Genomic DNA, 26,551 nt, shown 5'->3' on the forward strand with positions numbered 1-26,551 from the left:
CCCCGTCCCCAACGACCGGGTTTTAGGAGCCGGCCCCGTCCCCGGGCCGGCTCCACTTTTTCAAGCGGCACCGGGCGTTAGTCCGGCAGGCCCGCCTTGCGAAGGCCTTTATATCTGCTGCGATCGTCCGGTCGATGAAACGGCGGCAGCACCTCGGCGAGGTTCGAAAGCCGCAGCAAGGGATCGAACGCGCACAGCCGGGCCATCATTTGCTGCGCTTCCAAAAGCCGCCCTGCCAGCGCATGACCTGCGGCCGCAACGCGCATGGCGCTTGCGTAGTTCGGCTGGGATCCAACGAGCTTTCTGCCCATTCGACAGCGTCATCGTAGCGGCCAGCACAGAAGTGAGCCAGCGCCGTGCAGAACTGCCAGGCGAACAGACGCGGATCCAGCGGGCTCAGGCGCATGGCGCCCGCAGCGTGTTCGACGGCTCTGTCCGGCTCACCAAAGCAGGCTCTCACCCAGCTGCTTAGGCCCCAGGCAGCCGCTAAATTCGGGTTGAGAACGAGCGCGCGATCGATGCAGACCGCACTGCTCTTGAGTTCGCCCCCAACATCACCAAGGACGTATCCACCACGGGAAGTGCAATCGCATCATCCCTGCCGAGTTCGACCGCTCGCCTGGCGTCGATGCGGTAAATTCGGCGTCCACTGCGCAAAGGATCAGCTGCCGGCAGCCTGCAACCGCTGCATAGTCGAGCTCGCACCAAACGCGCGGCTGGATTGTCGGCAGCTAAGAGACTGAAGCGGGATGAGATACTAACAAATGCAGCCGCAAGAACTTCTCTCCGATCGCAACCCGCCCATGAGGCTTTCAGGCAACTGCCAATGCGAGCAATATGGCGGCCGTTCAAGCTCCGGATCGCTGCGATGTTGGAAATCCCGGAAGATCGATGCGAGCGCCACCGCCTGTTCAAGGCCATCGATGACGCGTTCAAGGCGGGCGACTTCGAGGGTCTCGGTGTGGCCCTCGGCGGCTCACCCGGCTGGTTTGACGAGCAAATGCCGTTTGAACTCGGCCTTGGACATCCACTGGAATATGCGATCTATTGGAGCCCCGCCGCTTTCATCTCGATCTTACTGGATGCGGGCTCGGACCCGAACTATCACCACCACGGCGGTTTTCCGGCAATCATCGCGGCACTGTCCACCGACCGGGCCGACAGACTGGAAATCGTTCGAATCCTGATCGATGGGGGCGCAGACCCCAACATGCGGGGCGTAAACGACTGGACACCGCTTCACTATGCCGTCGCCATCCGTAGCATCGATGCCATCCGCCTGCTGTTGGCGGCGGGCAGCGACCCATCGCTCGAAACCCGCATCGACGGCTATACGACAGCTCTCGAGGACGCCGACAATGCCGGCTTTGAAGCCGGCGCTTCGCTGCTGCGCGATGCGATGACCAGGCGCGGCTTCAATGGACGGTGAGTTTGGGGGACGATGCCGGTGAAACCATAGCCGAAGGTTTGAGCAAGGCTGGCCTCAGGCCTTCGTCAGCCCCGCCTTGAAGCGTTTGCCGTTGGCGACGTAGTGCGCGGCCGAAGCGCGCAGCGTGGCGACCGCGGCATCGTCCAGCGCTCGCACCAAACGCGCGGGCGAGCCGATGATCAGTGAATTGTCGGGAAATTCCTTGCCTTCGGTGACCAGAGCGCCGGCGCCGACCAGCGAGTTCTTGCCGATTTTCGCGCCGTTCAGCACGATGGCGCCCATGCCGATCAGGCTGTTGTCGCCGATCGTGCAACCATGCAGCAAGGCGCGATGGCCAATCGTGCAGCCTTGCCCGATGGTCAGGGGAAAACCGGCATCGGTGTGCATGACCGTGTGTTCCTGCACATTGGTATCGGCGCCGATGATGATCGGCTCGTTGTCGCCGCGAATGACGACGCCGAACCAGAAGCCTGCATTGCGGCCGATCTGTACGTCGCCGATCAGGGTGGCGTCGGGTGCGATCCAATTGCTGTCCGCGTCCTCGAAAACGGGGGCTTTTGCGTCGATCGCGTAGAGCGGCATTTCGATCTCCCGATTCGTCTCACACTGAAAGGTCAGCCGAACCTAGGAGCATGCCCGCCCAGGATGCAATGTCGATCAGCACGACGCCCAACGCCAATGCCCAGAACGTCGCGGTGCAACCGCAGGAGATCAGCGCCGGAGCGGAAATGCGGCCTTGCCGCCAGGCGTCGAGGGCTTCGTTGGCGAACATCAAGGGTCCGGCGCAGGCCGTCGCGGCGAGCGAGCGCAGCACATGCGCCGGCGACACATAGGGCTCGACGAAGGCAAGCCGGCGGCCCGACATCAGCTCCATCGCCGATCCGGCCAGGCCGCACGCCGTCAGCCCAACCATAAAAGCAAAAAGTGTGTGTTCGACCGGACCCATCTTTACCTTCCATTTACCATGAAATCGCACAGTCGTGTTCGACAGGCGCCGTTGCAAGAGCCGTGCCGCGCCACGTGTGCCGCCTAGGGACACCCCAAGAGGGACGTTCCAGGGGACGCCCATGGGACATGTTGGGACAGGCGGCCGAAAATTGGGGATCGCGATGAAGCAGGCAGCCACCGCCAACGGTCCGCAACTTACCGTCGTCGATTCCAAGCTGATGAAGCGGGTGTTCTACGTGTTCGCGGCGCTGGCGATGCTTTCGGTGACGATCAGCCTTGGTGGCAAATGGTTCGGCCGCTCGATCGCCATGGCCGGATACACCGACGACACGACAATCCACGAGGTGGTGATCGGCAACAACGTCATCGCCGTGCCGGCCAATGTCATCCGCTTCGACCAGGCCCGGCGCGACGGCATCGCTTCGCGGCTCGACCTCTATCTGCGCTATCCCGAGATGGACGGCTACAGCGAAGCCGCCCGCAACGATTTCAACCATACCGGATCAAGCAAGAGCATCATCTTCCTATCGTTCGAACGGCAGATAATGTCGCGTGACATGAGCGGCCGCTTCGCGCCGATCTACAGCGCACTGATCGTCCAGCCCGGCACGCCCGGTCCGGGCGGCACCACGCTCTACGGCTTCACCGAAAAATCAGGCTATTTCAACGAGGTGCTGGCGGTCGCCAATCGCCGGGGCAAGGACCCGTTCGTGGCCCGCTGCCTGAGCGGCCCGAGTGCTGCGCAGTCGCTGGCGCCCTGCGAACGCGACATTCTGGTCGGCGACAGTCTCAGCCTCACCTACCGCTTTCCCATGGAATTTCTGGGGTACTGGCAGGCGCTCGACGCAGCCCTCGCCGCCGAGGCCGCGCGTATGCTAAAGACCGGGCGCTAACGCATTGTGTCTGAAGGGATTATGCGACGCGCTTTGGGGGCAAATCGCAAACGGCGGAGATTGGCGCCCCCTTCTCCGCGAGGGATAACGGCGCCTACCGCCAACCGAGAACCTCCGACTCAGGCCAGATCGATGTCGAGGATCGCCATCGAGAAATTATAGTCGCCGTCGTCCTCGTCCTTGAAGACGATGCCGAGGAATTCGTCGCCGACATAGACCTCGGCCGAATCGTCCTTGCGCGGCCGCGCCTTCACTTCAAGCTTGGGGTTCTGGAAGACGCGCTTGAAATAGGCGTCCAGCTTTCTGATTTCGTCCGGCTTCAAAAGTCTTCTCCGATCGTCGGTCTTGCTCGTTTGAGCGCGCTTCTGGCACGTCGACAATGGCGATGTAAAGGCAAGCCGACCGGATATGCGAGAACCGACAGGCGGCAGAGCCGGCAAACGGAGTTCCGTTGCCCGCCCCGCGGACTTGAAATCAGATATCGAAGCTGACCACGTGGTCCATCGACTGCGATGGCAAAAGCTGGTCCATCTGCCGCGAAGGCTGGTCGCAGCCGGTCTCGCCGACGACACGAGCCGGCACGCCGGCAACCGTCTTGTTGTGCGGCACCGGCGACAGCACCACCGAGCCTGCCGCGATCTTCGAGCAATGGCCGACTTCGATGTTGCCTAGGATCTTGGCGCCGGCGCCGATCAGCACGCCGTAGCGGATCTTGGGATGGCGGTCGCCACCGGCCTTGCCGGTGCCGCCCAGCGTCACGCCGTGCAGGATCGACACGTCGTCCTCGATCACCGCCGTCTGGCCGACGACGAGGCCGGTGGCGTGGTCGAGGAAGATGCCCTTGCCGATGCGCGCGGCCGGGTTGATGTCGGTCTGGAACACCGAGGACGACCGGCTCTGCAGGTAGAGCGCGAAATCCTGACGGCCCTGGTTCCACAGCCAATGCGCCAGCCGGTGGGTCTGGATGGCATGAAAACCCTTGAAATAGAGCACCGGCATGATGAAGCGGTCGCAGGCCGGATCGCGGTCGTAATAAGCCTGAATGTCGACACGCACCGTCGACGACCAGTCCTTGTCGTCGGCTGCCATCGCCTTGAACGTCTGGCGGATGAGATCGGAACCGATATCCTGATGGGCGAGCCGCTCAGCCAACCGATGGATGACCGCTTCCTCCAGGCTTTCCTGGTTGAGGATGGTCGAATAGAGGAACGCCGCCAGCAGCGGATCGCGGTTGACCGCCTCCATCGCCTCGTCGCGGATCGAGCGCCAGATCGGGTCGATCGGCTTCACCATGGTCGGGCGGGCAATGGTAACGCTGTTCATCAATGGTCTCCGGCTTGCCTGCTTGCCTATTCTCCGGTCGCACATATAAGCCAGATCATAGCACGGTTGAACTCAATTTTCCTTAGTGCTTTGTCAAATGGATTTGGTTCACGGAAATTCAAGCGGCCATGGAAAACGAACCCTTGATCGACGAACCGCTGAAGCACGAGCTTTCCGCGCTATACCGAGCCGAAGGCCGCCACTATCACAGCATTGCCCATATCGAGGCGATGCTGGCGCTCGCCGGCCACTATCATGCATCCCTGCACGATCCCGAGGCGGTCGAGGCGGCGATCTGGTTCCACGATGCCATCTATGACAGCCGAGCCAAGGACAATGAGGCGAGGAGTGCCGCCCTTGCCGAGAAAAAACTCGCCGGCCGCACGGATACGGAGCGCCTGGACCGCATCACCGCGATGATCATCGCCACCGCCACGCATGAATTGCCGCACTTTGACGACGAGAATGCCGTCCGCGACGCAGCACTGTTCCTCGACATGGACCTGGCAATCCTGGGTGCGACGCCGGATGCGTTCGACGCCTATGAACAGGCGGTTCGCCGCGAATATGGCTGGGTGGAACAGCCGATGTGGCGCGCCGGCCGCAGTGCTGTTCTGAAGAGTTTCCTCGCGCGCACGCATATCTTTCACACCGAGGAGTTCCGGCAGCGGTTCGAACCGCAAGCCAGGCAGAACATGGCGCGGTCGATCGAAGCGCTTGAGGCATGACTCAGACGGGTTCTAGTCGCAGGGTTGGACCCTTTGCGGACCCTCAAGGCTTGCGTGTTGCGCGCCCGCTATGTTTTCGCATGTTCCGGGCCGCACTGACCATTAGTATTACAACGGCCATGAACCAGAATGCGGAAATGACATAGGCGGTAGCTGTTGCGCCAACACACTCGCTCTCATCGATGAGGCAGCTTTGATTAACACCTCCTCGAAGTGCATATCCGCCCAGAGCCAGAACAATCCCGGTAATGGAGAGGGCGATCCAGAGGGGAAGCCCAAATCGTAAACCAATAGCGGAGCCGATGATTAGGACCGCTGGCGCAATGAGTGTGATCAGTAGGGGGTCGAACGTCATGCCTTAACCCTAACGAAGCGAATATCAGCTTTCCAACTTGTGTTTCTGGTACATGCGTCAGGTTTTCACAACTAGCTGCCTGCTGCGATCGCGCCGGCCACGGCGCTACTTCCCCCTGGTGGCAATGCACCTACATCTGCCGCCAGTCACAGTGGATTTTCCGCATAGAACTCCAGCACCCGCTGCTTGAAGGTCTTGTCGCCGACGGCCAGCATATGGTCGCGGCCTTCGATGTGAAAGGCCCTGGCGTTCGGCATCAAGGCGGCCAGTTCGTCGGGCGAACCGCCGATATCGTCCTTGGTGCCGACGGCAATCAATGTTGGCTGGGCAATACGCGCGATGTCGGCCTCGGCCAGCAATTCCCGCGAGGTGGCAATGCAGGCGGCCAGCGCGCGGCGGTCGCTGCGGGTCTGGTCGGCGAAGGCGCGAAACGAGCGGCCGCGCGGATGGCTGGTGGCATCGGGATCGTCGGCCAGGAGGGCGGCGGCGATCGGATCCCAGTCGCCGACACCGTCAACCATGCCGACGCCGAGACCGCCGAAGACCAGCGTCGCCACCTTGTCCGGGTCGGATAGCGCCAGGAAGGCCGATATCCGCGCGCCCATCGAATAGCCCATGACATGGGCGCGTTCGATGCCGAGATGGTTCAGCAGCGCTGCGCCGTCGGAAGCCATTTTTGCGGGCGTATAATCGGCCTCTTGATAGCTCTTCGACGAGGCGCCATGGCCGCGATTGTCGAAGGCGATTGCGCGGTAGCCGGCATCGTTCAGCGCCTTGAACCAGCCGGGCGACACCCAGTTGACGTAATGGGTCGAGGCAAAGCCATGGATCATGAGCACCGGATCGCCCTGCCCCGATGCCGGCTGGCGGTCGAGGAAAGCAAGATCAAAACCGTCATGGGAGAAAAACTGCATCTGCGCCGGATCCTGCGCGTTCAGTTGTGCGCAGTGTCGATTGCCGGGTGGCGCAACAAATCGCCGTCCGCGATGCCGCTCCTGGCGGCGGTGCCCGCCTTGAGCTCGAGCACGAAGCGAACCGGCTCGCCGGGCGAGATCATCGCCTCGGATTGCGGCTCGCCTTGCTTGATTGCCCGGATCCTGCCGTCCTGACCGACAAAGATCAGGTCGAGCGGCATCGGCGTGTTCTTCATCCAGAAGCTCACATCCCGAGGCCCCTCGAACACGAACAGCATGCCATGATCGTCGGCCATCTCCTCGCGAAACATCAGGCCGGCCTCGCGCTCGGCGGAGGTGTCGGCGATTTCGACGGAGAAAGAGCGTTCGCCGGCTTTCGTCACAGCGACCAGCGGCTGCGGGTCGACGGCAAGGTTCATCGCCCGGCCGTCTGCCGAAGCCGGTTGCTGCGAATGGAAGAAAGCGCCTGTGGCGACGACAAAGGCGATCGCGGCGCAGACTACGCCCGCTATCAGCCGGTTCCTGTGAGTCATGCAAAATCCTCGGCCGGAAATCGTCCTAAACCATGACCCCGAAAAGTGGAACCCGGTTTTTGCTGCGCTGACCTGCGGTTCGGAAAAGATCATGGTCAGGCAAAAATAGGTCCTATCCCGATTCGATCGGGATAGAACCTAGTGCGAGACGGGCAAGGTACCCATATCCGGGTGAATTTCGGCAGCCATAAGGCCTTTGTCGCCGCGCCCGAAGCGGACCAGCACGACCTGCCCGGGCCTGAGCTCTGTAATGCCGTAACGGCGCAGGGTCTCCATGTGGACGAAAATGTCCTCGGTGCCCTCGCCTCGGGTCAGGAAACCGAACCCCTTGGTGCGGTTGAACCATTTCACCAGCGCCCGTTCGAGGCCGCTTTCCGGCGTCACCGAGACGTGGGTGCGCTGCTCCTGCATCTCCGCCGGATGGGTCGCCGTGGTGAGATCCATGGAAAGCACGCGGAACGCCTGCAATCCGCGCTCACCTTGCTTGACCAGGCAGACGACGCGCGCACCTTCCAAGGCGGTCTGAAAACCGTCCTTTCGAAGGCATGTCACATGGAGGAGAATATCGCCGGAAGAGCCGTCATCGGGAAGAATGAAACCGTAGCCCTTGGCCACGTCGAACCATTTGATGGCGCCCGCAACCTCGACAAGATCGGCAGCGTCGCCGCTCCCGTCTCTTTGCAAGGCGTCGTGACCGGTTCCGTCCCGCCCCATGAAAGAGGCTTTTTCCCCCATAAGAACGCCCCCCTTTTTCAAGAATACCGCAACTGATTCTTGGCGTTAGATTAACACTGCCGCTTCCGGTGTGTGCAAGACCTGAGCTGTCTTTTTTCACGGTTCATTGCAGGGATACCGGATTTGTTGTTTGCCAACACGACCGGTTATCGGGAATTGCCCTTTGGCCGGGTGGCCCCTATGTTCCGCCGCAACGCAAACGTTTCGAGGAAATCACATGCGCTATCTCCACACCATGGTCCGTGTCGCCGACATCGATGCCTCGCTCGATTTCTACTGCAACAAGCTTGGCCTCAAGGAAGTGCGCCGCCACGAAAACGAACAGGGGCGCTACACGCTGATCTTCCTCGCCGCGCCCGAAGACGAGCAAAGCGGTATCGCCGACAAGGCGCCGCTGATCGAGCTCACTTACAATTGGGATCCGGAAGACTACAAGGGCGGCCGCAATTTCGGCCACCTCGCCTACGAGGTCGACGACATCTACGCCACCTGCCAGCAGCTGATGGACAAGGGTGTCACCATCAATCGGCCGCCGCGCGACGGCAACATGGCCTTCGTCAAGTCGCCGGACGGCATTTCGATCGAGCTTTTGCAGAAAGGCCCGGCCAAGGCCAAGGCCGAGCCCTGGGCGTCGATGCCGAACACCGGAAGCTGGTAACCCATCACAAGATCGAGGGCGGGTACGACCGAGCCGGACATTTTATGGCGTTTCTCGAGATCGCGCCTATCTGTCCGGCGATCACGCCTGCTTCCGAAATTGGCGCATCTTGCCTTGGGAGAAATCCATTCATGCCGACCAGCCATGTCGATGTCGCCACTGAACATGCGAGCCGTTATCTGCAGCAGCTATGCAAGCATTGGGCGCACAAGTTTCCGGTCGAGTTCCATCCGAACCACGGCACGATCGACCTCTCACTGGGCCGTGCGGTTCTCGATGCCGATGCCGCAGCGCTGCATATCGCGGTAACCGCTGACGAAGCCGGCTCGCTGGAGCGCCTGGAAACGGTCGTTGCCGACCACATCAAACGCTTCGCTTTCCGCGAAGAGCTGACGTTCGACTGGAAAAGGGCTTCGGCAGCGTAGGCGGCTATGTTTCAGCCGCCTCGGCCGGCCATCTCCAACAGCATCAGCACCGTGCGCCAGTTGCGCGCGGTGCCGGGCACTTTCAGCGTGCGCGGGATGAGATTGGCAAACACCGATTTGCCGAGGCCTTCCGGTGCATGCAGGTAAAGCACGTCGCCCTTGATCTCGAACCGTTCGGGACCGGTGCATTTTTCGGCCAGCCGCGCGACCTCATCGGCGATCGGCTCGCGTTCCAGCGCGTAGACGTGGAGTTTCGTCGGCTCCCCAGCGACTTCCGGATAGGGATTGTCCGCCACCAGCCGCTCGAACCAGCCGAGATCGCGCACCATGATGCGCGAGTGAAATCCCCATTTCTTCTCGAAAGCCGCTTCCAGCTGCTTGGTCAGCGTGGCCGCATCGCCCGTTGCCGACCGGAACACGGCGTTGCCGCTCTGCACGTAGGTGGCGACGTCGCCAAAGCCGAGTTTCTCGAAGAACGACCGGAGTTCGGCCATCTTGACGATGCGGTTGCCGCCGACATTGATGCCGGAAAACAATGCAACGAATATCTTCTCCTCTTCACTCATATTCGGGCGCTCATATGATGAACCCGGCGAGCGTCTCGTTGTCGGTGATGTCCTGATACTGGACGCCCTCGGCCTCGAAATTCGCGTTGAGCAGCTCGAAATTGCGGCGATCCTTGGTTTCGATGCCGATCAGCACCGAACCGAAATTGCGCGCCGATTTCTTCAAATATTCGAAGCGGGCAATGTCGTCGTCAGGCCCCAGCAATTCGAGAAAGTCGCGCAGCGCGCCCGGCCGCTGCGGAAAGCGGATGATGAAGTACTTCTTCAGCCCCTCGAAACGCAGCGCCCTTTCCTTCACGTCCGGCAGCCGCTCGAAGTCGAAATTGCCGCCCGAAACTACCGCGACGATGGTCTTGCCTCTGACGTCCTTCTTGGAAAAATCCTTGAGCGCGTCGATCGCCAATGCGCCGGCCGGCTCCAGCACTACGCCTTCGACGTTCAGCATCTCGATCATGGTCGCGCAGAGCCGGTTTTCCGGAACGAGCCGTACCGTATCGGCAGGAAAATCCCTGAGGTGCCGCAACGGTTCGCGGCCGATCTCGGCCACCGCCGCGCCGTCAACGAAATTGTCGACCTTGGCGAGCTTGATGCGCTTGCCGGCGGCGAGGCTCTCGCTGAGGCTTGGCGCGCCGGCCGGCTCGCAGAAGACGAAGCGCGTGTCGCGGCGCTGGTCGGCGAAATAATGCGTCACACCCGCAGCCAGACCGCCGCCGCCGACCGGCAGCATGATGATGTCGGGCATCCGCGCGCCCGGCATCTGGCCTGATATCTCGTAGGCGACGGTCGCCTGCCCCTCGATGATGTCCTTGTGGTCGAACGGCGGCACCATGTGTGCGCCGGCGCTTTCGGTGAATTCGAAGGCGGCGCGGTAGCAGTCGTCGAAAAAGTCGCCGATCAGCCTGATCTCGACGAATTCGCCGCCGAACAGCCGCGTCTTGTCGATTTTCTGCTGTGGCGTCGTCACCGGCATGAACACCACACCTTGTCTGCCGAAATGACGGCAGACGAAGGCAAAGCCCTGCGCATGGTTGCCGGCGGAAGCGCAGACGAACAGTTCGGCGTCGTTGCCGGCGTCGAGCGCCTTGCGGAAGAAATTGAAGGCGCCCCTGATCTTGTAGGAGCGCACCGGCGACAGGTCCTCGCGCTTCAGCAGCACGCGGGCCCCGGTCTTCTTCGACAGGTAATCGTTTTCCTGCAGCGGCGTTTCCGGAAAAATCTCGCGGATCGCAGCGGCAGCGGCTGCGACGCGGGAGGAGAAACTGGTCATCGGAAAAATCACCCCGAATCGTCTGTGGTCTTCGCGTGCGACTGTCGGTCATGAAGCTAGCACACGCCTTAGGTGTTTGATCAGGGCAATCGTTCTGGCTTTCGCGCAACAGTGCGATGACTGTCGCAAGGCGCTGAGCGCATTTTGGCTGGATATGACTTACTTCTGCCGCACTTCGACGGTCCGGGATGGTTCGCGGAGGTTGGATAGCCTTTCGGCCGGAGTGGAATTCTAGAGTTGAAGAAGATTTGTATCCTTGTTCTTACCTTGCTCGTTGCCGGCTGCGGCGGCCGGCAAACCGAGGAACTGCTCGGCAGCGCCATGGTGTCCGCGCCGGTGACGGAAATCGCCGGCAACCACAGCATCTTCATCGCCACGACGCGCAAGCGCTCCGACGATCCCAGCAAGGTTTTCGACCGTGAGCGCTCGGCCACGCTGAACTATGCCCGCGCCAACGTCACCGTGCCGGGGACCCACGAAACCGGTCGGATCGAGCGGCGTTCGCGCGGCAAGTCGAACGACCCGGCCAAATACTTCATGGCCTCCGAGGTCGTCGGCTACGACACCGCGCCGAAATTCTCCAGCGCGCTCAGCACCGACATCGCCGCGCGCGGCGGTCGCGTCATGGTCTTCGTCCACGGCTACAACACCGGTTTCGACGCCGCTGTCTACCGCGTCACCCAGATCGCCCATGATTCCGGCTACCCGGGCACGCCGGTGCTGTTTTCCTGGGCGTCGGGCGCCAAGACCAGGGACTATGTCTACGACAGGGAAAGCGCCAGTGCTGCCCGCGACCAGCTGGAAGTGACGCTGAGGATGCTCGCGCAGACCGGCGCGCGGCGCATCGACATCGTTGCGCATTCGCTGGGAACCTGGGTTACCATGGAAGCGCTGCGCCAGCTCGCCATCAACGGCGACCGCGATCTCGGCGGCAAGCTCGGCGACGTCGTGCTGGCCTCGCCCGACATCGATGTCGACGTGTTCAAGAGCCAGATGCGCCGCTACGGCAAGCCGAACAAGCCATTCATCCTGCTCCTGTCCGACGACGACCGGGCGCTGCGGCTCTCCGGCCTGATCGCCGGCTCGCGGCCACGCGTCGGCGACTACAAGGACGCCGCCGACCTCGCCGACTATGGCGTGAACGTTGTCGATCTCTCCAGCGTCAAGGGATCGGACCGTTTCAACCACACCAAATTTGCCGACAACCCCGAGCTGGTGAAGATGATCGGCCAGCGGCTGCGCGAGGATGACGGATTTGCCAGCGACCGCGAGGTAACCGACCGCATCAGCCTGCTCGGACAGTGAGGTGCGTTCCACGCCCTGTTACTTTCGTCGTGCATGTTCACGGTTGCGGCACCATCGGATCACTTTCAACTGGACCGGGCCGGCCCTTGGCTTTATCGCAATAGCGAGCGGCGTCACCAGCTTGACGTCCCCCTTGCGGGAGCCTGCGTGACCGTGCGTTCGAAGATTTTTCTCGTCGTAGCGTTTGCGCTCGCCGTTACCGGCTGCGCCGGCGGGAAAACACACGACCTTCTCAACACGACGGCTGTCACCGTGCCTGCCTCCGACATCGCAGCCACGCATGAGATATTCGTCGCCACCACCCGGAAAAAGGCAACGAAAGATCCGCGGCAAGTGTTCGACGGTGACCGTTCACCGACCACCAGTTTTGCCAGTGTCGAGGTCACCGTTCCGAAGGTCCATCAGGTCGGCGCCATCGAGCGGGTCAGGAGCTCCGCCAACAGCAATCCGGCGAAGGATTTCACGGCAACGGAGGTCGAATTCTACGAAGGCGCCCCGCAATTCGCCAAGGCGGTCGGTGCCGACATCGCCATGCGCGGCGACCGCGCGCTGGTCTTCGTGCACGGCTTCAACAACGGTTTCGACGACGGCATCTATCGGCTGACGCAGATTGCGCACGACACGAAATATCCCGGCACGCCGGTGCTGTTCTCATGGGCGTCGAGCGGCAAAACCACGGGCTATATCTACGACAAGGAAAGCGCCAACGCTGCGCGCGACGATCTCGAAGAGACGCTGCGCATGCTGGCCAAGACGAAGGCCAAGAGCATCGACATTATCGCCCATTCGATGGGCACCTGGGTGACAATGGAGGCGTTGCGCCAGCTTGCCATCACCGGCGACCGCGATCTTGGCAACAAGCTCGGCTACGTCATCCTGGCCTCGCCCGACATTGATGTCGATGTGTTCAAGAAGCAGATGATCCGCTATGGCAAGCCCGACAAGCCTTTCGCCATCCTGCTTTCGGGCGACGATCGCGCCCTCAGACTGTCCTCCCTGATCTCCGGCGACAAGCCGCGCGTCGGCGACTATGGTGACGCGGCCGACCTCGCCAGCTACGGCGTGTCGGTGATCGACCTGACCAAGACCAAAGGCGGCGATCGTCTGAACCACGCCAAATTCGCCGACAACCCGTTCCTGGTGCAGTTGCTCGGCAACCGGCTGCGCGCCCCGGCCGGCCTGGCATCGGAGGAAGCCAATCCGGCGCAGCCGATCGACAATCTCGGCCAGGGCATCGGCAAGGCCGTCGGCTCCGTTGCCGAGATCGTCATCACCACGCCGTTCAGGGTGCTGACCATCGCCACCGGCGGATGAGCAATTTGGGCTCGTCCATGGTTGTTGTCAGACGAACAGGTCGACCTTCTGGAACGTCGTTACGTCGATCAGGCCGACGTCGGAAATCCTCAGTTCCGGGATAACGACCAGCGCCAGCAGCGAGTGCTGCATGTAGGCGTTGTTCAGGGAACAGCCCATCTGGCGCATCGCCTCGGTCAGCTTGTCGGCCTTGGCCGCGACGATTTCGGCGCGCTCGTCCGACATCAGCCCCGCTATCGGCATTTCGACCAGCGCCAGTTCCTTGCCCTTGGAGAACAGCACGACGCCGCCACCGACCTCGCCCAGCCGGTTGACCGCCAGTGCCATGTCCTGCTTGCTGGTGCCGACGACGATGATGTGGTGCGCATCATGCGCCACGCTGGAAGCCATGGCGCAGTCGCTCATGTAGCCGAAGCCGGAGACGAAGGCATTGGTGACGCCGCCCGTGCCCCTGTGGCGCTCGACCAGCGCGATCTGGCAGACATCATTGCGGCGGTCCATGGCGACCAGCCCGTCCTCCACGGGAAGATCGGCCTCGAGCGCGCGCGTCGGCGCCTGGTTCTCGATCACGCCGATGACCCGCACCCGAACCTCGTTGGCGCCGATAGGCGCCACGATGTCGAAATCCCCCGGTTTGAGCGTCCTGCCGAGCTTGACGGTGTTCTTTGCCGTCTTCGGATAGTCAGAGGCCGGAATGTCGATGTCGAGCTTGCCGCCCTTGGCCAGCCTGACGCCGCGGCCGTAGACCTCGTCGATGGTCATTGCGGCCAGATCGGAGACGATCAGCAGATCGGCGAGCCGCCCCGGCGCGATAGAACCCAGCTCGCGCTCCAGCCTGAAATGCTGGGCGGTGTTGAGCGTCGCCATTTGGATCGCGGTCACCGGCTTCAACCCCTGGCTGATGGCGTGCCTGACCACCCGGTCCATGTGGCCTTCATGGACAAGCGTGCCGGAATGGCTGTCGTCGGTGCACAGGATGAAGTTGCGCGGGTCGAGCCCGCTCTCCGTCACCGCCTTGATCTGCGAGGCGACGTCGTACCAGGCCGAGCCCAGCCTCAGCATCGCCTTCATGCCCTGGCGGACGCGGGCGATGGCGTCCTCGGCGCGCGTGCCTTCGTGGTCGTCCTCGGGTCCGCCGGCGACGTAGCCGTGGAACGGCAGGCCGAGATCGCGCGAGGCATAATGGCCGCCGACGGTCTTGCCCGCCCTCACCGTCGCGGCGATCTCGCCCGCCATCACCGGATCGTTGGCGGCGACACCGGGAAAGTTCATAACCTCGCCAAGCCCGATGATGTTTTCCCATGCCATCGCCTCGGCGACATCGGCGACCGTCAGCTCGGCGCCGGCATGCTCCAGCCCCGGCGCCGAAGGCACGCAGGACGGCATCTGCACCAACACGTTGATCGGCATGGCGACGGCCTCGTCATGCATCAGCCGCACACCCGGCAGGCCGAGCACATTGGCGATCTCGTGCGGATCGATGAACATCGAGGTGGTGCCATGCGGGATGACCGCGCGGCAGAACTCCGTCACCGTCACCATGCCGCTCTCGACATGCATATGCGCGTCGCAGAGACCCGGCACCAGATAGCGTCCGCCGGCGTCGACCACCTTGGTGCCCTGCCCGATGGCGTGGCCGGCATTCGGTCCGCAATAGGCGAAGCGGCCGCCGGCAATGGCAATGTCGGTGCCGGCGATGATCTCGCCGGAGTGAACGTTGACCCAGCGCCCGTTGCGGATGACGAGATCGGCGGGCCTCCTGCCCATCGCGACGTCGACCAGATGCGTGGCCGCCTCGGCCCAGGGTTTTGGTTTTGTCGCACGCGCGGTCTTCACCATGAAGAGACTCCTGTTTTCCCGACTGTGCCAAGCCGATGGCGTTTTGGCCAGCGAGATCAGCGGATTGCCTGAGCGCTCCTCGGCCTTCACCGTGACCGCGATTTTCGCGCCTGTTGCGAGCTCGCGATTCGTTGCTTTGTGACGGCATCTATGCTATTGATTTCGACATGGTGCTGATTTGCGCCAACGACCCGCCGCCGAGCGGGTTTTTGTTTCAGGCGCCGTCCACGGCAAAGTGCCCCAACCGGAAGACTGCTCCTCGCTAACGGATTTTTCTGAATCGAGGTTCGGGGAGTTCGATGCCTCGCCCAACGCTCAGGGTAGCGGTCTGGGTCGAAAACTCAGATCAGAACTCGAACCGCCTGATCCGTCCGCTCAGAGGGTCATCGCACTCCACCATTGGAGCCTGCAGGCGGTTCAATCAATTTGATCCCCGAACTGTCATTTCTTGCTCGGATCATCCGCCGGATTGACGTAGGTGATCGTGAACGGCCCGTCGCCATTAACCTGGATAATCGTATCGCTTGTCGTCCACGCGAAGTGATTCATTCCGGCCGGCGCAATGCCGAAGCCGCCGGCAGTCAGTTCGGTGCCTTTCGTCTCGTCGAGCTTATCGCCCATTCCGATATGGAAGTTACCGGAAAGCACCGTTACATATTCCGAGGCAGGATGATTGTGAGCGGCAATTTTGTAGCCGGCTGGCATCTTTAACCGCAGCACATAAGCGCCGTCCTTTGAAGGATCTCCAGCCATAACCGCCAGTTCCGCGCCAGCCGGAATGACAGCAGGAGCAGGGCCCCATTTGATACTGTCCGCGTTCATCGGCTTGTCATCGGCAAACAGAGGCGCTGTCCCAACAAGCAGTAGCGCCAGAGCAGAGGCGAGCTTGATCATGACAATCTCTCCATTTGGTTCAAAGTCGAACCACTTTACCAATTGAAGCCTACCAAGGCAGAACGACCGAATGCATCCTCCGAACGGGGGACGCGCTCTCGCGCGGTCTGGGAAGCGGTCGTTAAGTATCCTGCCGCTGTTGCCGGTCGCGGCAGTTGAGAAGATCGACCAGATCGTCGGCCTCTTCGATCGGCATGTCGATCAAGGGAACGCCCACCTCGACAACCGGCAGCCCCGTGAACACATCGATGATGTCCCAGGTACCTTCAGGCGTCTTCTCAATGTCGTAGCGTTGAGTCATGGGGGGAGTAGTGAGCCATGAGGGTAGAGGGGAAGACCTGGCGCGTTTTACTCGATCATCGCTCGTTCGGAAATGGATCCCGCCCGGCCTGATCAAGCGCCTCAAGCAATGAGGCAAGGGGGCTGGGAAGTCGCAGGTCGACGGCAAGATCCAGCGCGTCGTGTAAATACCGGCGATTATCTTCGGAACGGATCAGTTGCCGAACGGCTTCGGCAACAGACTTCCCTCGTTCTGTGTCAAACTCTGCCATGTTCGGGATTCCAGTAGCTTTAGTGCGAAACTCAGCCACTACGAAATTGTTCCAGGTGGAAACGATCTTGTTTGAACCTCAGTGTTTGATTCCCTCGCTGGGAAGGGTTGCCGCCGGCCCGGTAACGGCAGCTATGCTGTTGACTTGGGCACGAATTTCGCGCCGACGATCCGCATCCAAGGCGGGTCGCGCGCGCCATGATGCTGCCCGGAAAAAACGCTCTAGCCTTGAGGGACCGGTAACGGTTGGGTAACGAGCCCGCCCCGGCGAGGGGGGATCCGGGACAGGCTCGGCTCCTCAGAACATGCCGGATTTCTCCGACTGGCCCCAAACCACTGTGCCCGCGCAAAGTTCCATTGCGTGGCGATCATTTTTCCTCGCGAAAGTTCTGCAGCGAGGCATGCCAAAGGGTCTTCCTGCCACGCAGGTGTTTGGCGATTCGCGCAAGAACGAAGGCGACGATTTTTACATCTGCCCGATCTGTGCGCAGCGGTCGATATGCCGGATCTCAGGAAAGTGAACCGGCGCGACAAGCCGGTGCTCGATCTGCTGAAATGGACGGCTAGCGGGCGCCTTTCTCGCTGCCGCCGTCATGACCGAACCGTAACCTCGACCGGCAAGGGGGAGCGCTGCTTCTGCAGCGAGGCAGAAGCCCGATCAGCGGGCTGGCGAAAAGCGCGACGGTGACGTCCGCCTTGATCTTGTGCCCCAGCTATTGCGCGATTTTGGTTCCGTTGACGCCCCGCAATCATGGACGGCCCAGGGACGAGTGATCGAATTCCGGTTCCCATAGCACACTAGCCCAGCACTAAACCTGCAATCAAAACGGCAAACCCGATAGAAAGCGGGACCGCCAAAAGCCAGCCAGCCTCCAGAACGCTATTTTCTTGCCGATCCATGACAGTCTCCTCTTTGACGCTGCCCCTCATTACGAAAGCTCCGCGGAGCGGTTCGGTTCCGACGAATTTGCCGACGACCCGGCGGCGATGGCACCACGGGGCCTCGCGTTCGCCCTCACCATTCGCGTCGGCGGCGATCGCATCGCGTGGCGTCAGGGCGACGAGTTCATGGATGGCACCGTTGATCTCACCGCGCTCCAGATGCTCCACAACGCGCCGCAGGACGATGTTGGAGCGGATGCCGTCAATACCCTCGATGAAGGCGGCGGGCAGCATCGGGCTCGTACATCGCGACACGCTGTTCGAACCGTTCGCGCGGTGATAGGCGTTGAGCATCTGAAGCCTACTTGAAGGTACCGCAATTGGTTATCGCGTTCGCCATATCTGCAGGTCTCGCACTGGTAACGGTTCTGATGCACTATGAGGTGCTGAATATCGCCGGAGCGATGAGGCGTCGTTTTTCACTTCCGATGCGGGTTGATCTGCTGCTCTTGGTCATCGCAGCGATCATTGCTCACGTGGTGGGGATCTGTCTTTTCGCGGTCGCCTATGCCTGGATGCACCAGCATCCAGACCTTGGAGCTCTCGCAGGCTTGTTTTCCGGGAGCGCAGCGGATTTCTTCTATTTCTCGATCACCTGTTACACGACCATCGGCTTTGGCGAAGTCTATGCCACTGGGCCGATGCGGATCGTTGCTGCCTTGGAAGGTCTCAACGGACTCGTCCTGATCACTTGGTCAGCATCGTTCGCATACGCATCGACTTCGGATTTGTGGAAGCGGAAGCAAGACTGACGCGTGTGCGTAGTGCTTTGAGCGCCTAAACTTCCACAAACGCAATGAGGGCTCGCGCGCGGCCTGGCCGCGGATGGAACTATCAACAATGCCGAGGTCGAGTTCCTTCAAAAATAGCTGGCAGCGAATGCGGAGATCAGCAATCATCCGATCATTCGATCATCCGATCGTCCGAACCATGCAGCCCTCCCCCATTGGGACCCCGCGCAGCTAATCCCAATTGAAGATTAAGGCTGCACACTGGAGGGGCTGCGCGTCACCTATGCCGCCATACGGCGCATAGGCAATGACGCCGGGACGAGGCGCCGACGGGCTGGGGGCCGCTCTACGCGCTTGGGCCAGGCATGTCGAGAAAAGAGGTTGGACGCTGCGAGCATGGACCAGAAAATATGGCAAAAACGGGCTCCGGCGAATGAAAAGGGGAACGCAGTTTTGCACAACACAATTTTCGGACTGCACAACGCCGATTGACGAAATCGCCTAAGTAGTTGAAACGAAAAGGGCGCGGACGTGGCGGAATTGGTAGACGCAAGGGACTTAAAATCCCTCGATCTCTGATCGTACGGGTTCGATTCCCGTCGTCCGCACCAGCACATCGACGGCGCTCCTCGGCGGCATCCAGGTTCCGGCATGGATCAAGCCCGGATCGGGTTCAGCTTCAGGTGCTGGATCAAGATGATGGTCTTAGCGTCGACAATGCTGCCGTCGTAGATGCCGGCCAGCGCCTCATCGAGCGGCATTTCCAGAACCTCGATGTCTTCGCCTTCTTCCGGCGCGCCGCCGCCGTCCGAGATGCGGTCGGTCGGCGAATAGCGCGCGACGAAGAACCAGAGCCGCTCGGTCACGCTGCCAGGGCTCATAAAAGGCGAAAACAGCCGTTCAACGTCCTTCAGGTGGTAGCCGAGCTCCTCTTCCGCCTCCTTGCGGATGCAGGTTTCGGGATCGTGTTCATCGAGCAGGCCGGCGCAGGCCTCGATCAGCGGCTCGCGGTGGCCGGTGACGTAGGCCGCGTAGCGGAACTGCCGCACGAGCAGAACCGTCGAGCGCTCGGGGTCGTAAGGCAGGATCACCGCCCCGTCGCCGCGATCGTAGGTCTGACGGATCTGCGTCTCCCATTGCCCGTCGCGCCGGCGATAATCGAGGACGGTCTTTTTCAGGACTGCCCAGTCATCGGAAAGGACTTCTTCCGAACGGATGCGAATGCGGTCTTCCATGGTGAACTCCGTGCTGCCGGCGTGAGGACTACAGCGCCGCGCGTCCTCTTGGACGCGCAAAGGACGCTGTAGCACTTTTGATCTGTGCATGATCCTTTCCGAAAATCGGAATCGATTTTTGCTGCGCCGACCTTCGGTTCGGGGTCATCCGCTAGCCGCGAACCGGCCCGTGCGCAATCCCAACAGCAATTGGTCCAGGGGCGCGCGCTTCACCGCCTCGTGTATGGCGCAGGCGCAATCCACTGCCTAAATAGCGACAGCCCCTCCCCGGAGTTTTTTTGATGACCACATCCCTTTTCCAGCCGATCACGCTTGACGGCCTCGCCTTTCCCAACCGCATCGCGGTCGCGCCCATGTGCCAGTATTCCGCCGATGACGGTTCGGCCAGCGACTGGCACCTGTACCACTGGATGAACCTGGCGATGTCCGGCGCCGGCATGGTCACCGTCGAGATGACCGACGTCGAGCGGCGCGGCCGCATCTCGCATGGCTGCCTCGGCCTTTACTCCGACGACAACGAGGCAGCCGCGCGGCGCGCGCTGGATGCCGCCAAGCGCGTCGCCGGCCCCGGCATCAAATTCGGCACGCAGCTTGCCCATGCCGGCCGCAAAGCATCTAACCGGAAGCCTTGGGAAGGCGGCGGGCCGCTCGGTGCCGATCAGGATCCCTGGCCGATCGTGTCCGCCTCGGCAATCGCCTACGACACCGGCTGGCAGGTGCCGCGGGCGCTGGAGGATGAGGAAATCCTGCACATCATCGAACGCTTCGCCGAAGCGGCAAGGCGGGCCGAGCGGGCCGGCTTCGATTTCATCGAATTGCATGCGGCACACGGCTATCTGATCTTCCAGTTCCTGTCGCCGCTTTCCAACCAGCGCACCGACCGCTGGGGCGGCTCGCTGGAAAACCGCATGCGTTTTGTCGTCGAGATCGCCAAGGCGGTGAGGAAGGCAGTGCCCAAGCTGATGCTCGGGGCGCGTCTGTCGGTCAAGGAATGGGTCGATGGTGGCTTCGATGTCGAGGACGCGATCGAAGTGGCCAAGGCGCTGAAGGCAGCGGGCGTCGCCTATCTCTGCTGCTCGAGCGGCGGCAATTCGCCCCTGCAGAAGCTGCCGACAGGTCGGGGCTACCAGGTGCATCTGGCGGAAGCCGTGCGCAACGGCGCCGGCATCCCGACGCGGGCCGTCGGCCTGATCGACGACCCGAAGCAGGCCGAGGCGATCGTTGCCGAGGGCCGTGCCGACATGGTGGCTCTGGCCCGCGCCTTCCTCGCCGATCCGCGCTGGGCGTGGCGCGCCGCGGCCACCTTCGGCGAGACGATCCACCCGGCGCCGCAGCTTGCCCGCTCGGTGACGACGATGCAGCACTGGATCAAGGCGGCGGGCTGAGCAGCCATTTCCAATGGCTGCGGCCCCAATGATAGCGACCCTTGAGACCTTTACGCGGAGGGACGTGCAACCAAATCGGCCGCTCCGCGTTGGCGGCGATGATGGACAACAAGCCTTTTGAAAAGCCGGTGGTGGTCGAACTTGGCCATGTCGGCAAATACCGTGAGATCCGCAGCACCCAGGAAGCGGCGGAGTGCCTGATGACGGTCTGGCCGCTCAATCGTGGTCCGCGGCATCGCGATGCTCTCGACACTTGCCTAAAAGTGCTGGAGGGTTATCGTTCGACGGCGGATGCGCGCCGCGCATTGGTCGAAGCCGCGAAGGAATCGGACGTGCTGGTTCCCGACGAGAGATTGTCCGACGGCAGGCTGCCCGAAGACAAACTACCCGAAGGCAAACTGCCCCAAGGCAAACTGCCCCAAGGCAAACTGCATTGAGCAGACGGAGCTTTTCCCACTGGAGGATTTCATGGCGAAGCTGACCTACAAGATCGTCGAGCATGACGGGGGCTGGGCCTACAAGGTCGGCTCGACATTCTCGGAAACGTTCCCTACCCACGAGGACGCGCTCCGCGCGGCCGAGATCGCTTCGGCCGAACAGCAGGTCGCCGGCACCACGGACGGCATCCAGTACGAGGACGCCGACGGCAAATGGCACGACGAGCTCGCCGACGGCCGGGACCGGCCGCAAACCGAAGTTTCCGATTAGGCTGGTGTCGTTTACTGATGACTTCTCGCACCTCCGTTTTCAAGGGCTGGGGCTGGGCAAGACATTTTCCTGCCAGGATCCCAGACATGGCGAATTTCAATCCCACCGGGAACAAACACGATCAGGAGCAACGAAGAAGAGCACTTGCCACGCAGCCGCTTTACAGGGCAGTCTGGTAGCGCTACCGTTTCATCATCGCGCGTGACCAGGGAGGAACTTTGGGAGCTGCCGCGGCCAGTTAGGAAAGCGGTTTCCTTCGAAGACGTCGCAGGAAGCATTCGGGAGGAAATCGATGGCGTCTGTCGCGATTGGCGATGTCTACAAATCATTCGGAACCGTCGAGATTCTCCACGGTGTCAGCGTCGATATAGACGACGGCGAGTTCGTCACGTTGGTCGGGCCGTCGGGCTGCGGAAAATCGACCCTTCTCAGGATGATCGCCGGCCTGGAAAAGATTTCGCGCGGCCAGATCGCGATTGGCGACCGTGTCGTCAACAACGTTGCGCCAAAAGAACGCGACGTCGCCATGGTCTTCCAGAACTACGCCCTCTACCCGCACATGACCGTCGCCGAGAACATGGCGTTCTCGCTCATGCTCAAGGGTGTTTCGAAAGCCGAAAGCGCTGCCAGCGTTAAGCGCGCCGCCGAAATCCTGGGGCTGGTGCCATTGCTGGAGCGCTATCCCCGGCAGCTTTCCGGCGGCCAGCGGCAGCGCGTCGCCATGGGCCGGGCGATCGTGCGCGATCCGGCGGTCTTCCTGTTCGACGAGCCGCTGTCCAACCTTGACGCCAAACTCAGGGTGCAGATGCGCGCCGAGATCAAGGAACTGCATCAGCGCCTGAAGACCACGACGGTCTATGTCACCCATGACCAAATCGAGGCCATGACCATGGCCGACAAGATCGTGGTCATGCATGACGGCCTCGTCGAGCAGATCGGGCCGCCATTGGAACTCTACGACCGGCCGAACAATCTCTTCGTCGCCAGCTTTATCGGCTCGCCCGCCATGAACATGCTGAGGGGCGAAATCGCAACGGATGGCGGCTCATCGTCTTTTCGCGGCGCCGGCGGAATTTCCCTGCCGCTGGCCGCAGTACCTTCGATCGGCAGCGGCGAACAGGTGGTGCTGGGGATACGGCCCGAGCATCTGCAGCTGTCCGACGACCAGGGTATTCCGGTCACCGTCGTGGTGGTCGAGCCGACAGGGTCGGAAGTGCAGCTCATCGGCCGGACGGCCGGCGGTGAAGAGATCGTCGCCAATTTCCGGGAGCGCCATTCCTTCACGCCGGGCGAGACCGTACGGCTTACGGCCGAGCCCGGCCTCATCCATCTCTTTCATGGCGAAACCGGGCAGCGCTTCGAAATGCGCACCCGGCAGTAAGAACCACCGCGAGGAATAACAGGAGGAGACGAGCATGAAATTCACCAGACGTGACGTGATCCGCACGACCGCCGGCGTGGCGGCGGGAGCCTTGGGAAGCCGGTTCGTCGGCTCTTCCGCCTTTGCCCAGGAGGGGTTGACATACAAGCCCGAGGACGGCGCAAAGCTGCGGATGCTGCGCTGGTCGCCCTTCGTACAGGGCGATGAGGATCAATGGCTGGCCAACACCAAGCGGTTCACCGAGGCGACAGGCGTCGAGGTCCGCGTCGACAAGGAAAGCTGGGAGGACATCCGCCCCAAGGCGGCGGTCGCCGCCAATGTCGGCTCCGGTCCAGATCTGATGCTGGTCTGGTTCGACGACCCGCATCAATATCCAGACAAGCTGCACGACGTGTCGGAACTGGGTGAATATCTCGGCACGAAATACGGCGGTTGGCACGACGGACCAAAGCAATATGCGACGCGCGAGGGGAAATTCCTCGGCCTGCCCCTGGCCACCATCGGCAATGCCATTGTCTATCGGGAAAGCTGGGTAAAGGAGGCTGGCTTCTCGGAATTTCCGAAGGACACAGCGGGCTTCCTCGAGCTTTGCAAGGCCTTGCAGGCGAAGGGCCATCCGGCCGGCTTCACGCACGGCCATGGCGTCGGCGACGGCAACAACTATGCTCACTGGCTGCTTTGGAGCCATGGCGGCCAGATGGTCGACGAGAGCGGAAAGGTGACGATCAACAGCCCCGAGACGCTCAAGGCGATCGAATACGCGCAGGAGCTCTACAAGACCTTCATTCCCGGCACCGAAAGCTGGCTCGACGTGAACAACAACCGCGCCTTCCTGGCCGGCGAACTGGGTGTCATCGCCAATGGCATTTCCGTGTATAACACGGCCAAGACCAACAAGGACAATGATCCGAAACTGACTGAAATCGCCAAGGACATGCGCACGACCAGCCTGCCGGTCGGTCCCGTCGGGAAATCGGTCGAGCTGTTCCAGGTGACCACGGCCGTGATCTTCGACTACACGCCCTACCCCAACGCAGCCAAGGCCTATCTGCAGTTCATGTTCGAGGAACAGCAAATGGCGGAGTGGATTACCTCCTCGGCCGCCTACTGCTGCCAGACACTCAAAGCCTTCGACAACAATCCGGTATGGACGGCCGACCCGAACAATGCCGCTTACGCCAAGGCTTCGGCGACGCTGCGTCCCAACGGCTATGCCGGGCCGCTCGGCTATGCCTCGGCGGCGACCATGGCCGATTATGTCCTGGTCGACATGTTCGCCAAGGCCGTGACGGGCCAGGCCACGGCCCAGGAGGCGATGGAAGAGGCGGAGAAACGCGCCAACCGGTACTATCGCGTTTGATCACAGCCGAGCCGGGCAGCCGCGACCGCGCTGCCCGGTCTGGTTCCTGAAATCGTGTGGCGGCCACTCAGGCCACCATGCCAGCAGACCTTATGAGGAGCCGTCCCATGGCCGTGTCGTCCGCCGCCGTTCAGCCGCGTCCGTCGATCCTGTCGCGGAGCCTGTCGCTCCTGGCCGACAGCCGGAACGCGCTTGGCTTCGGCTTCATGCTGCCGGCGGCAGCGCTGCTGCTGGTCTTCCTGACCTATCCGTTGGGGCTCGGCATCTGGCTCGGCTTCACGGATGCCCGCATCGGCCGCCCCGGCATCTTCATAGGCATCGAAAACTACCAATATCTGTCGGATGATGCCGTCTTCTGGCTCTCCGTATTCAACACCTTGCTCTACACAATAAGCGCCTCGATCCTGAAGTTCGCGCTCGGCCTCTGGCTGGCGCTTATCCTCAATCAGAACCTTCCCTTCAAATCGTTCTTCCGCGCGATCGTCCTGCTGCCGTGGGTGGTGCCGACGGTGCTGTCGGCCATCGCCTTCTGGTGGATATACGATTCGCAGTTCTCCATCCTGTCCTGGGCGCTTATGGAAATGGGCCTAATCGACCATCGCATCAATTTCCTCGGCGACCCGGAGAACGCGCGCGCTTCGGTGATCGCGGCCAATGTCTGGCGCGGCATTCCGTTCGTCGCCATCACGCTGCTGGCCGGCTTGCAGACTATACCCCAGTCGCTTTACGAGGCCGCCACGCTCGACGGCGCCAGCCGCTGGCAATTGTTCCGTTTTGTGACGCTGCCGCTGCTGACGCCGATCATCGCCATCACCATGACGTTCTCTGTGCTGTTCACCTTCACCGATTTCCAGCTGATCTATGTGCTGACCCGCGGCGGACCGGTCAATGCCACCCATCTGATGGCGACATTGTCCTTTCAGCGCGGCATTTCGGGAGGCCAGCTTGGCGAGGGCGCCGCCATCGCTGTCGCCATGATCCCGTTCCTGCTTGCGGCGATCCTGTTCAGCTATTTCGGCTTGCAACGCCGCAAATGGCAGCAGGGCGGCGGAGACTGACATGGCCACGATCAAAAAAACGAAACGTCCGGAACTCGACGAAGGCGGCATGGGCTACCTTCAGAGCCTGCCGCGGCGCGTGGTGACGGTCTATCTGCCGTTGCTGGTGTTCGTCATCGTGCTGTTGTTCCCGTTCTACTGGATGACGATCACGGCAATTAAGCCCAATCACGAGATGACCGACTACGCCAATTTCAATCCGTTCTGGGTCGTGCATCCGACATTCGAGCACATCCGCTATCTCTTGTTCGACACGTCCTATCCGGGCTGGCTGCTCAACACGATCATCATCTCGACCGCCGCGACGTTCCTGTCGCTGCTGGCTGCGGTGTTCGCGGCCTATGCGATCGAACGGCTACGGTTTTCGGGGGCGCGGCAGGTCGGGCTGGCGATCTTCCTCGCCTATCTCGTGCCGCCGTCGATCCTGTTCATCCCGCTGTCGGTGATGGTGTTCAACCTTGGGCTTTACGACACGCCCTTCGCGCTCATTCTTACTTACCCGACCTTCCTAGTACCCTTCTGCACCTGGCTGTTGATGGGTTACTTCCGCTCCATCCCGTTCGAACTGGAAGAATGCGCGCTCATCGACGGGGCGAGTCGGTGGCAGATCCTCACCAAGATCGTGCTGCCGCTGTCGGTGCCCGGCCTGATTTCCGCCGGCATATTCGCATTCACCCTGTCATGGAACGAATTCATCTATGCCCTGACATTCATCCAGTCGTCCGAAAACAAGACTGTGCCGGTCGGGGTGCTCACGGAGCTGGTCCGTTCCGACGTCTATGAGTGGGGAGCGCTGATGGCCGGAGCCCTGATCGGCTCCCTGCCGGTGGTCGTGCTTTATTCATTCTTTGTCGAGCACTACGTGTCCTCGATGACCGGTGCGGTGAAGGAGTAGCGCCCTGCCGCAGTCGAGGTTTGCAGCCTCGCGGGCCGAAGCTTGGAACAGCGTGTGGCGGAAATGATGGAGCTGCGCGCCAATACCGTTCGGACGCCATTGCCGCCGGTCATCCGCCGCGCTATCTCAGGCGACCCTTGCCTGCCTAAGGCGACCTGTCTGCCCGAGGCGACTCTGTCT

Annotated in this window: 30 protein-coding genes, 1 tRNA gene and 1 pseudogene; 16 read left to right on the forward strand and 16 right to left on the reverse strand. The window is 61.7% G+C overall.

Annotation, left to right across the window (positions count from 1 at the left end; translation table 11 throughout):
• Window positions 1–77: 77 nt before the first annotated feature.
• Window positions 78–311, reverse strand: a complete 234-nt coding sequence (locus EOA78_RS37165) for a hypothetical protein (RefSeq protein ID WP_245477644.1) — start codon at window positions 309–311, stop codon at window positions 78–80.
• Between the two features lie 557 nt (window positions 312–868).
• Between EOA78_RS37165 and EOA78_RS22265 the strand changes: the two genes are divergently transcribed.
• Window positions 869–1,429, forward strand: a complete 561-nt coding sequence (locus tag EOA78_RS22265) for an ankyrin repeat domain-containing protein (protein ID WP_164783876.1) — start codon at window positions 869–871, stop codon at window positions 1,427–1,429.
• Window positions 1,430–1,483: 54 nt separating this feature from the next.
• Here EOA78_RS22265 and EOA78_RS22270 read toward each other — a convergent pair whose 3' ends face one another.
• Together EOA78_RS22270 and EOA78_RS22275 are read right to left on the reverse strand one after the other, a co-directional pair.
• Window positions 1,484–2,011 carry a gamma carbonic anhydrase family protein gene (locus tag EOA78_RS22270; RefSeq protein WP_127317005.1) on the reverse strand — a complete coding sequence of 176 codons (528 nt, stop codon included), beginning with the start codon at window positions 2,009–2,011 and terminating at the stop codon, window positions 1,484–1,486.
• Window positions 2,012–2,030: 19 nt separating this feature from the next.
• Entirely contained in the window at window positions 2,031–2,375 is a 345-nt protein-coding gene (locus tag EOA78_RS22275) for a hypothetical protein (protein ID WP_127317006.1), read from the reverse strand.
• A gap of 163 nt (window positions 2,376–2,538) precedes the next feature.
• Here EOA78_RS22275 and EOA78_RS22280 point away from each other — a divergent pair, with 163 nt between their 5' ends.
• Window positions 2,539–3,270 (forward strand): hypothetical protein, encoded by a 732-nt coding sequence (locus EOA78_RS22280; RefSeq protein ID WP_127317007.1) that lies wholly within the window; start codon window positions 2,539–2,541, stop codon window positions 3,268–3,270.
• Window positions 3,271–3,389: 119 nt separating this feature from the next.
• On the opposite strand, the gene EOA78_RS22285 is transcribed toward EOA78_RS22280, so the two are convergent.
• Together EOA78_RS22285 and cysE are read right to left on the reverse strand one after the other, a co-directional pair.
• Window positions 3,390–3,593 carry a DUF3126 family protein gene (locus EOA78_RS22285; protein ID WP_013531334.1) on the reverse strand — a complete coding sequence of 68 codons (204 nt, stop codon included), beginning with the start codon at window positions 3,591–3,593 and terminating at the stop codon, window positions 3,390–3,392.
• Between the two features lie 151 nt (window positions 3,594–3,744).
• Window positions 3,745–4,593 (reverse strand): serine O-acetyltransferase, encoded by an 849-nt coding sequence (gene cysE, locus EOA78_RS22290; protein ID WP_127317008.1) that lies wholly within the window; start codon window positions 4,591–4,593, stop codon window positions 3,745–3,747.
• Window positions 4,594–4,721: 128 nt separating this feature from the next.
• On the opposite strand from cysE, the gene EOA78_RS22295 reads away from it, so the two are divergent.
• Window positions 4,722–5,321, forward strand: a complete 600-nt coding sequence (locus EOA78_RS22295) for a hypothetical protein (protein ID WP_127317009.1) — start codon at window positions 4,722–4,724, stop codon at window positions 5,319–5,321.
• Window positions 5,322–5,822: 501 nt separating this feature from the next.
• Here the strand turns inward: EOA78_RS22295 and EOA78_RS22300 are convergent.
• The 3 genes from EOA78_RS22300 to EOA78_RS22310 all read right to left on the reverse strand — a co-directional run bounded on the left by EOA78_RS22300 (window position 5,823) and on the right by EOA78_RS22310 (window position 7,837).
• Window positions 5,823–6,590: an alpha/beta hydrolase gene (locus EOA78_RS22300; protein ID WP_164783878.1), complete on the reverse strand. Its 768-nt coding sequence runs from the start codon at window positions 6,588–6,590 to the stop codon at window positions 5,823–5,825.
• A gap of 20 nt (window positions 6,591–6,610) precedes the next feature.
• Window positions 6,611–7,123, reverse strand: coding sequence for a DUF192 domain-containing protein (locus EOA78_RS22305; RefSeq protein WP_127317010.1), 513 nt, complete (start codon window positions 7,121–7,123; stop codon window positions 6,611–6,613).
• 138 nt (window positions 7,124–7,261) lie between these two features.
• On the reverse strand, window positions 7,262–7,837 hold the full coding sequence (locus EOA78_RS22310; protein ID WP_189522600.1) for a cold-shock protein: 576 nt from the start codon (window positions 7,835–7,837) through the stop codon (window positions 7,262–7,264).
• A gap of 238 nt (window positions 7,838–8,075) precedes the next feature.
• On the opposite strand from EOA78_RS22310, the gene gloA reads away from it, so the two are divergent.
• A complete protein-coding gene (gloA, locus tag EOA78_RS22315) occupies window positions 8,076–8,516 on the forward strand; it encodes a lactoylglutathione lyase (protein ID WP_127317011.1) in 441 nt (146 codons plus the stop codon).
• Window positions 8,517–8,647: 131 nt separating this feature from the next.
• Window positions 8,648–8,941, forward strand: coding sequence for a DUF2218 domain-containing protein (locus tag EOA78_RS22320; RefSeq protein WP_127317012.1), 294 nt, complete (start codon window positions 8,648–8,650; stop codon window positions 8,939–8,941).
• Between the two features lie 11 nt (window positions 8,942–8,952).
• Here the strand turns inward: EOA78_RS22320 and EOA78_RS22325 are convergent, their stop codons facing one another.
• Window positions 8,953–9,507, reverse strand: a complete 555-nt coding sequence (locus EOA78_RS22325; protein ID WP_127317013.1) for a DUF1697 domain-containing protein — start codon at window positions 9,505–9,507, stop codon at window positions 8,953–8,955.
• 10 nt (window positions 9,508–9,517) lie between these two features.
• On the reverse strand, window positions 9,518–10,774 hold the full coding sequence (ilvA, locus tag EOA78_RS22330; protein ID WP_127317014.1) for a threonine ammonia-lyase IlvA: 1,257 nt from the start codon (window positions 10,772–10,774) through the stop codon (window positions 9,518–9,520).
• 237 nt (window positions 10,775–11,011) lie between these two features.
• Between ilvA and EOA78_RS22335 the strand changes: the two genes are divergently transcribed.
• Together EOA78_RS22335 and EOA78_RS22340 are read left to right on the forward strand one after the other, a co-directional pair.
• Complete coding sequence (locus EOA78_RS22335) at window positions 11,012–12,079, forward strand: alpha/beta hydrolase (protein WP_245477646.1); 1,068 nt, start codon at window positions 11,012–11,014, stop codon at window positions 12,077–12,079.
• Window positions 12,080–12,226: 147 nt separating this feature from the next.
• Entirely contained in the window at window positions 12,227–13,393 is a 1,167-nt protein-coding gene (locus tag EOA78_RS22340; protein WP_127317016.1) for an alpha/beta hydrolase, read from the forward strand.
• Window positions 13,394–13,420: 27 nt separating this feature from the next.
• Here EOA78_RS22340 and ade read toward each other — a convergent pair whose 3' ends face one another.
• The 5 genes from ade to EOA78_RS22370 form a co-directional block, all read right to left on the reverse strand.
• Window positions 13,421–15,232, reverse strand: a complete 1,812-nt coding sequence (gene ade, locus EOA78_RS22345) for an adenine deaminase (RefSeq protein WP_127317017.1) — start codon at window positions 15,230–15,232, stop codon at window positions 13,421–13,423.
• Between the two features lie 441 nt (window positions 15,233–15,673).
• Window positions 15,674–16,126 (reverse strand): cupin domain-containing protein, encoded by a 453-nt coding sequence (locus tag EOA78_RS22350; RefSeq protein WP_127317018.1) that lies wholly within the window; start codon window positions 16,124–16,126, stop codon window positions 15,674–15,676.
• A 121-nt stretch (window positions 16,127–16,247) separates the two neighbouring features.
• Window positions 16,248–16,427 (reverse strand): hypothetical protein, encoded by a 180-nt coding sequence (locus EOA78_RS22355; protein WP_127317019.1) that lies wholly within the window; start codon window positions 16,425–16,427, stop codon window positions 16,248–16,250.
• A gap of 55 nt (window positions 16,428–16,482) precedes the next feature.
• Complete coding sequence (locus tag EOA78_RS22360) at window positions 16,483–16,677, reverse strand: hypothetical protein (RefSeq protein ID WP_127317020.1); 195 nt, start codon at window positions 16,675–16,677, stop codon at window positions 16,483–16,485.
• Window positions 16,678–17,474: 797 nt separating this feature from the next.
• Window positions 17,475–17,912, reverse strand: coding sequence for a hypothetical protein (locus EOA78_RS22370; protein ID WP_127317021.1), 438 nt, complete (start codon window positions 17,910–17,912; stop codon window positions 17,475–17,477).
• Window positions 17,913–17,938: 26 nt separating this feature from the next.
• Here EOA78_RS22370 and EOA78_RS22375 point away from each other — a divergent pair, with 26 nt between their 5' ends.
• A complete protein-coding gene (locus tag EOA78_RS22375) occupies window positions 17,939–18,370 on the forward strand; it encodes a potassium channel family protein (protein WP_245477648.1) in 432 nt (143 codons plus the stop codon).
• 504 nt (window positions 18,371–18,874) lie between these two features.
• Window positions 18,875–18,960 (forward strand) — tRNA-Leu (locus EOA78_RS22380).
• A 45-nt stretch (window positions 18,961–19,005) separates the two neighbouring features.
• On the opposite strand, the gene EOA78_RS22385 is transcribed toward EOA78_RS22380, so the two are convergent.
• Window positions 19,006–19,584 (reverse strand): NUDIX domain-containing protein, encoded by a 579-nt coding sequence (locus tag EOA78_RS22385; protein WP_127317022.1) that lies wholly within the window; start codon window positions 19,582–19,584, stop codon window positions 19,006–19,008.
• Window positions 19,585–19,865: 281 nt separating this feature from the next.
• Between EOA78_RS22385 and EOA78_RS22390 the strand changes: the two genes are divergently transcribed.
• The 7 genes and pseudogenes from EOA78_RS22390 to EOA78_RS22420 all read left to right on the forward strand — a co-directional run bounded on the left by EOA78_RS22390 (window position 19,866) and on the right by EOA78_RS22420 (window position 26,371).
• Window positions 19,866–20,969 (forward strand): NADH:flavin oxidoreductase/NADH oxidase, encoded by a 1,104-nt coding sequence (locus EOA78_RS22390; RefSeq protein ID WP_127317023.1) that lies wholly within the window; start codon window positions 19,866–19,868, stop codon window positions 20,967–20,969.
• Window positions 20,970–21,067: 98 nt separating this feature from the next.
• Window positions 21,068–21,340: pseudogene (locus EOA78_RS22395) on the forward strand (DUF982 domain-containing protein); the annotation flags it as partial.
• Window positions 21,341–21,437: 97 nt separating this feature from the next.
• Window positions 21,438–21,677, forward strand: coding sequence for a DUF2188 domain-containing protein (locus tag EOA78_RS22400; protein WP_065008174.1), 240 nt, complete (start codon window positions 21,438–21,440; stop codon window positions 21,675–21,677).
• A gap of 292 nt (window positions 21,678–21,969) precedes the next feature.
• Window positions 21,970–23,058, forward strand: coding sequence for a sn-glycerol-3-phosphate ABC transporter ATP-binding protein UgpC (gene ugpC / locus EOA78_RS22405; RefSeq protein WP_127317024.1), 1,089 nt, complete (start codon window positions 21,970–21,972; stop codon window positions 23,056–23,058).
• Between the two features lie 34 nt (window positions 23,059–23,092).
• On the forward strand, window positions 23,093–24,418 hold the full coding sequence (locus tag EOA78_RS22410) for an ABC transporter substrate-binding protein (protein ID WP_127317025.1): 1,326 nt from the start codon (window positions 23,093–23,095) through the stop codon (window positions 24,416–24,418).
• Between the two features lie 107 nt (window positions 24,419–24,525).
• A complete protein-coding gene (locus EOA78_RS22415; protein WP_023798201.1) occupies window positions 24,526–25,476 on the forward strand; it encodes a sugar ABC transporter permease in 951 nt (316 codons plus the stop codon).
• A gap of 1 nt (window position 25,477) precedes the next feature.
• Window positions 25,478–26,371, forward strand: a complete 894-nt coding sequence (locus EOA78_RS22420; protein ID WP_029353730.1) for a carbohydrate ABC transporter permease — start codon at window positions 25,478–25,480, stop codon at window positions 26,369–26,371.
• Window positions 26,372–26,551 lie beyond the last annotated feature (180 nt).

The organism is Mesorhizobium sp. M5C.F.Cr.IN.023.01.1.1 (assembly GCF_003997585.1).
GTDB classification, from domain to species: domain Bacteria; phylum Pseudomonadota; class Alphaproteobacteria; order Rhizobiales; family Rhizobiaceae; genus Mesorhizobium; species Mesorhizobium wenxiniae.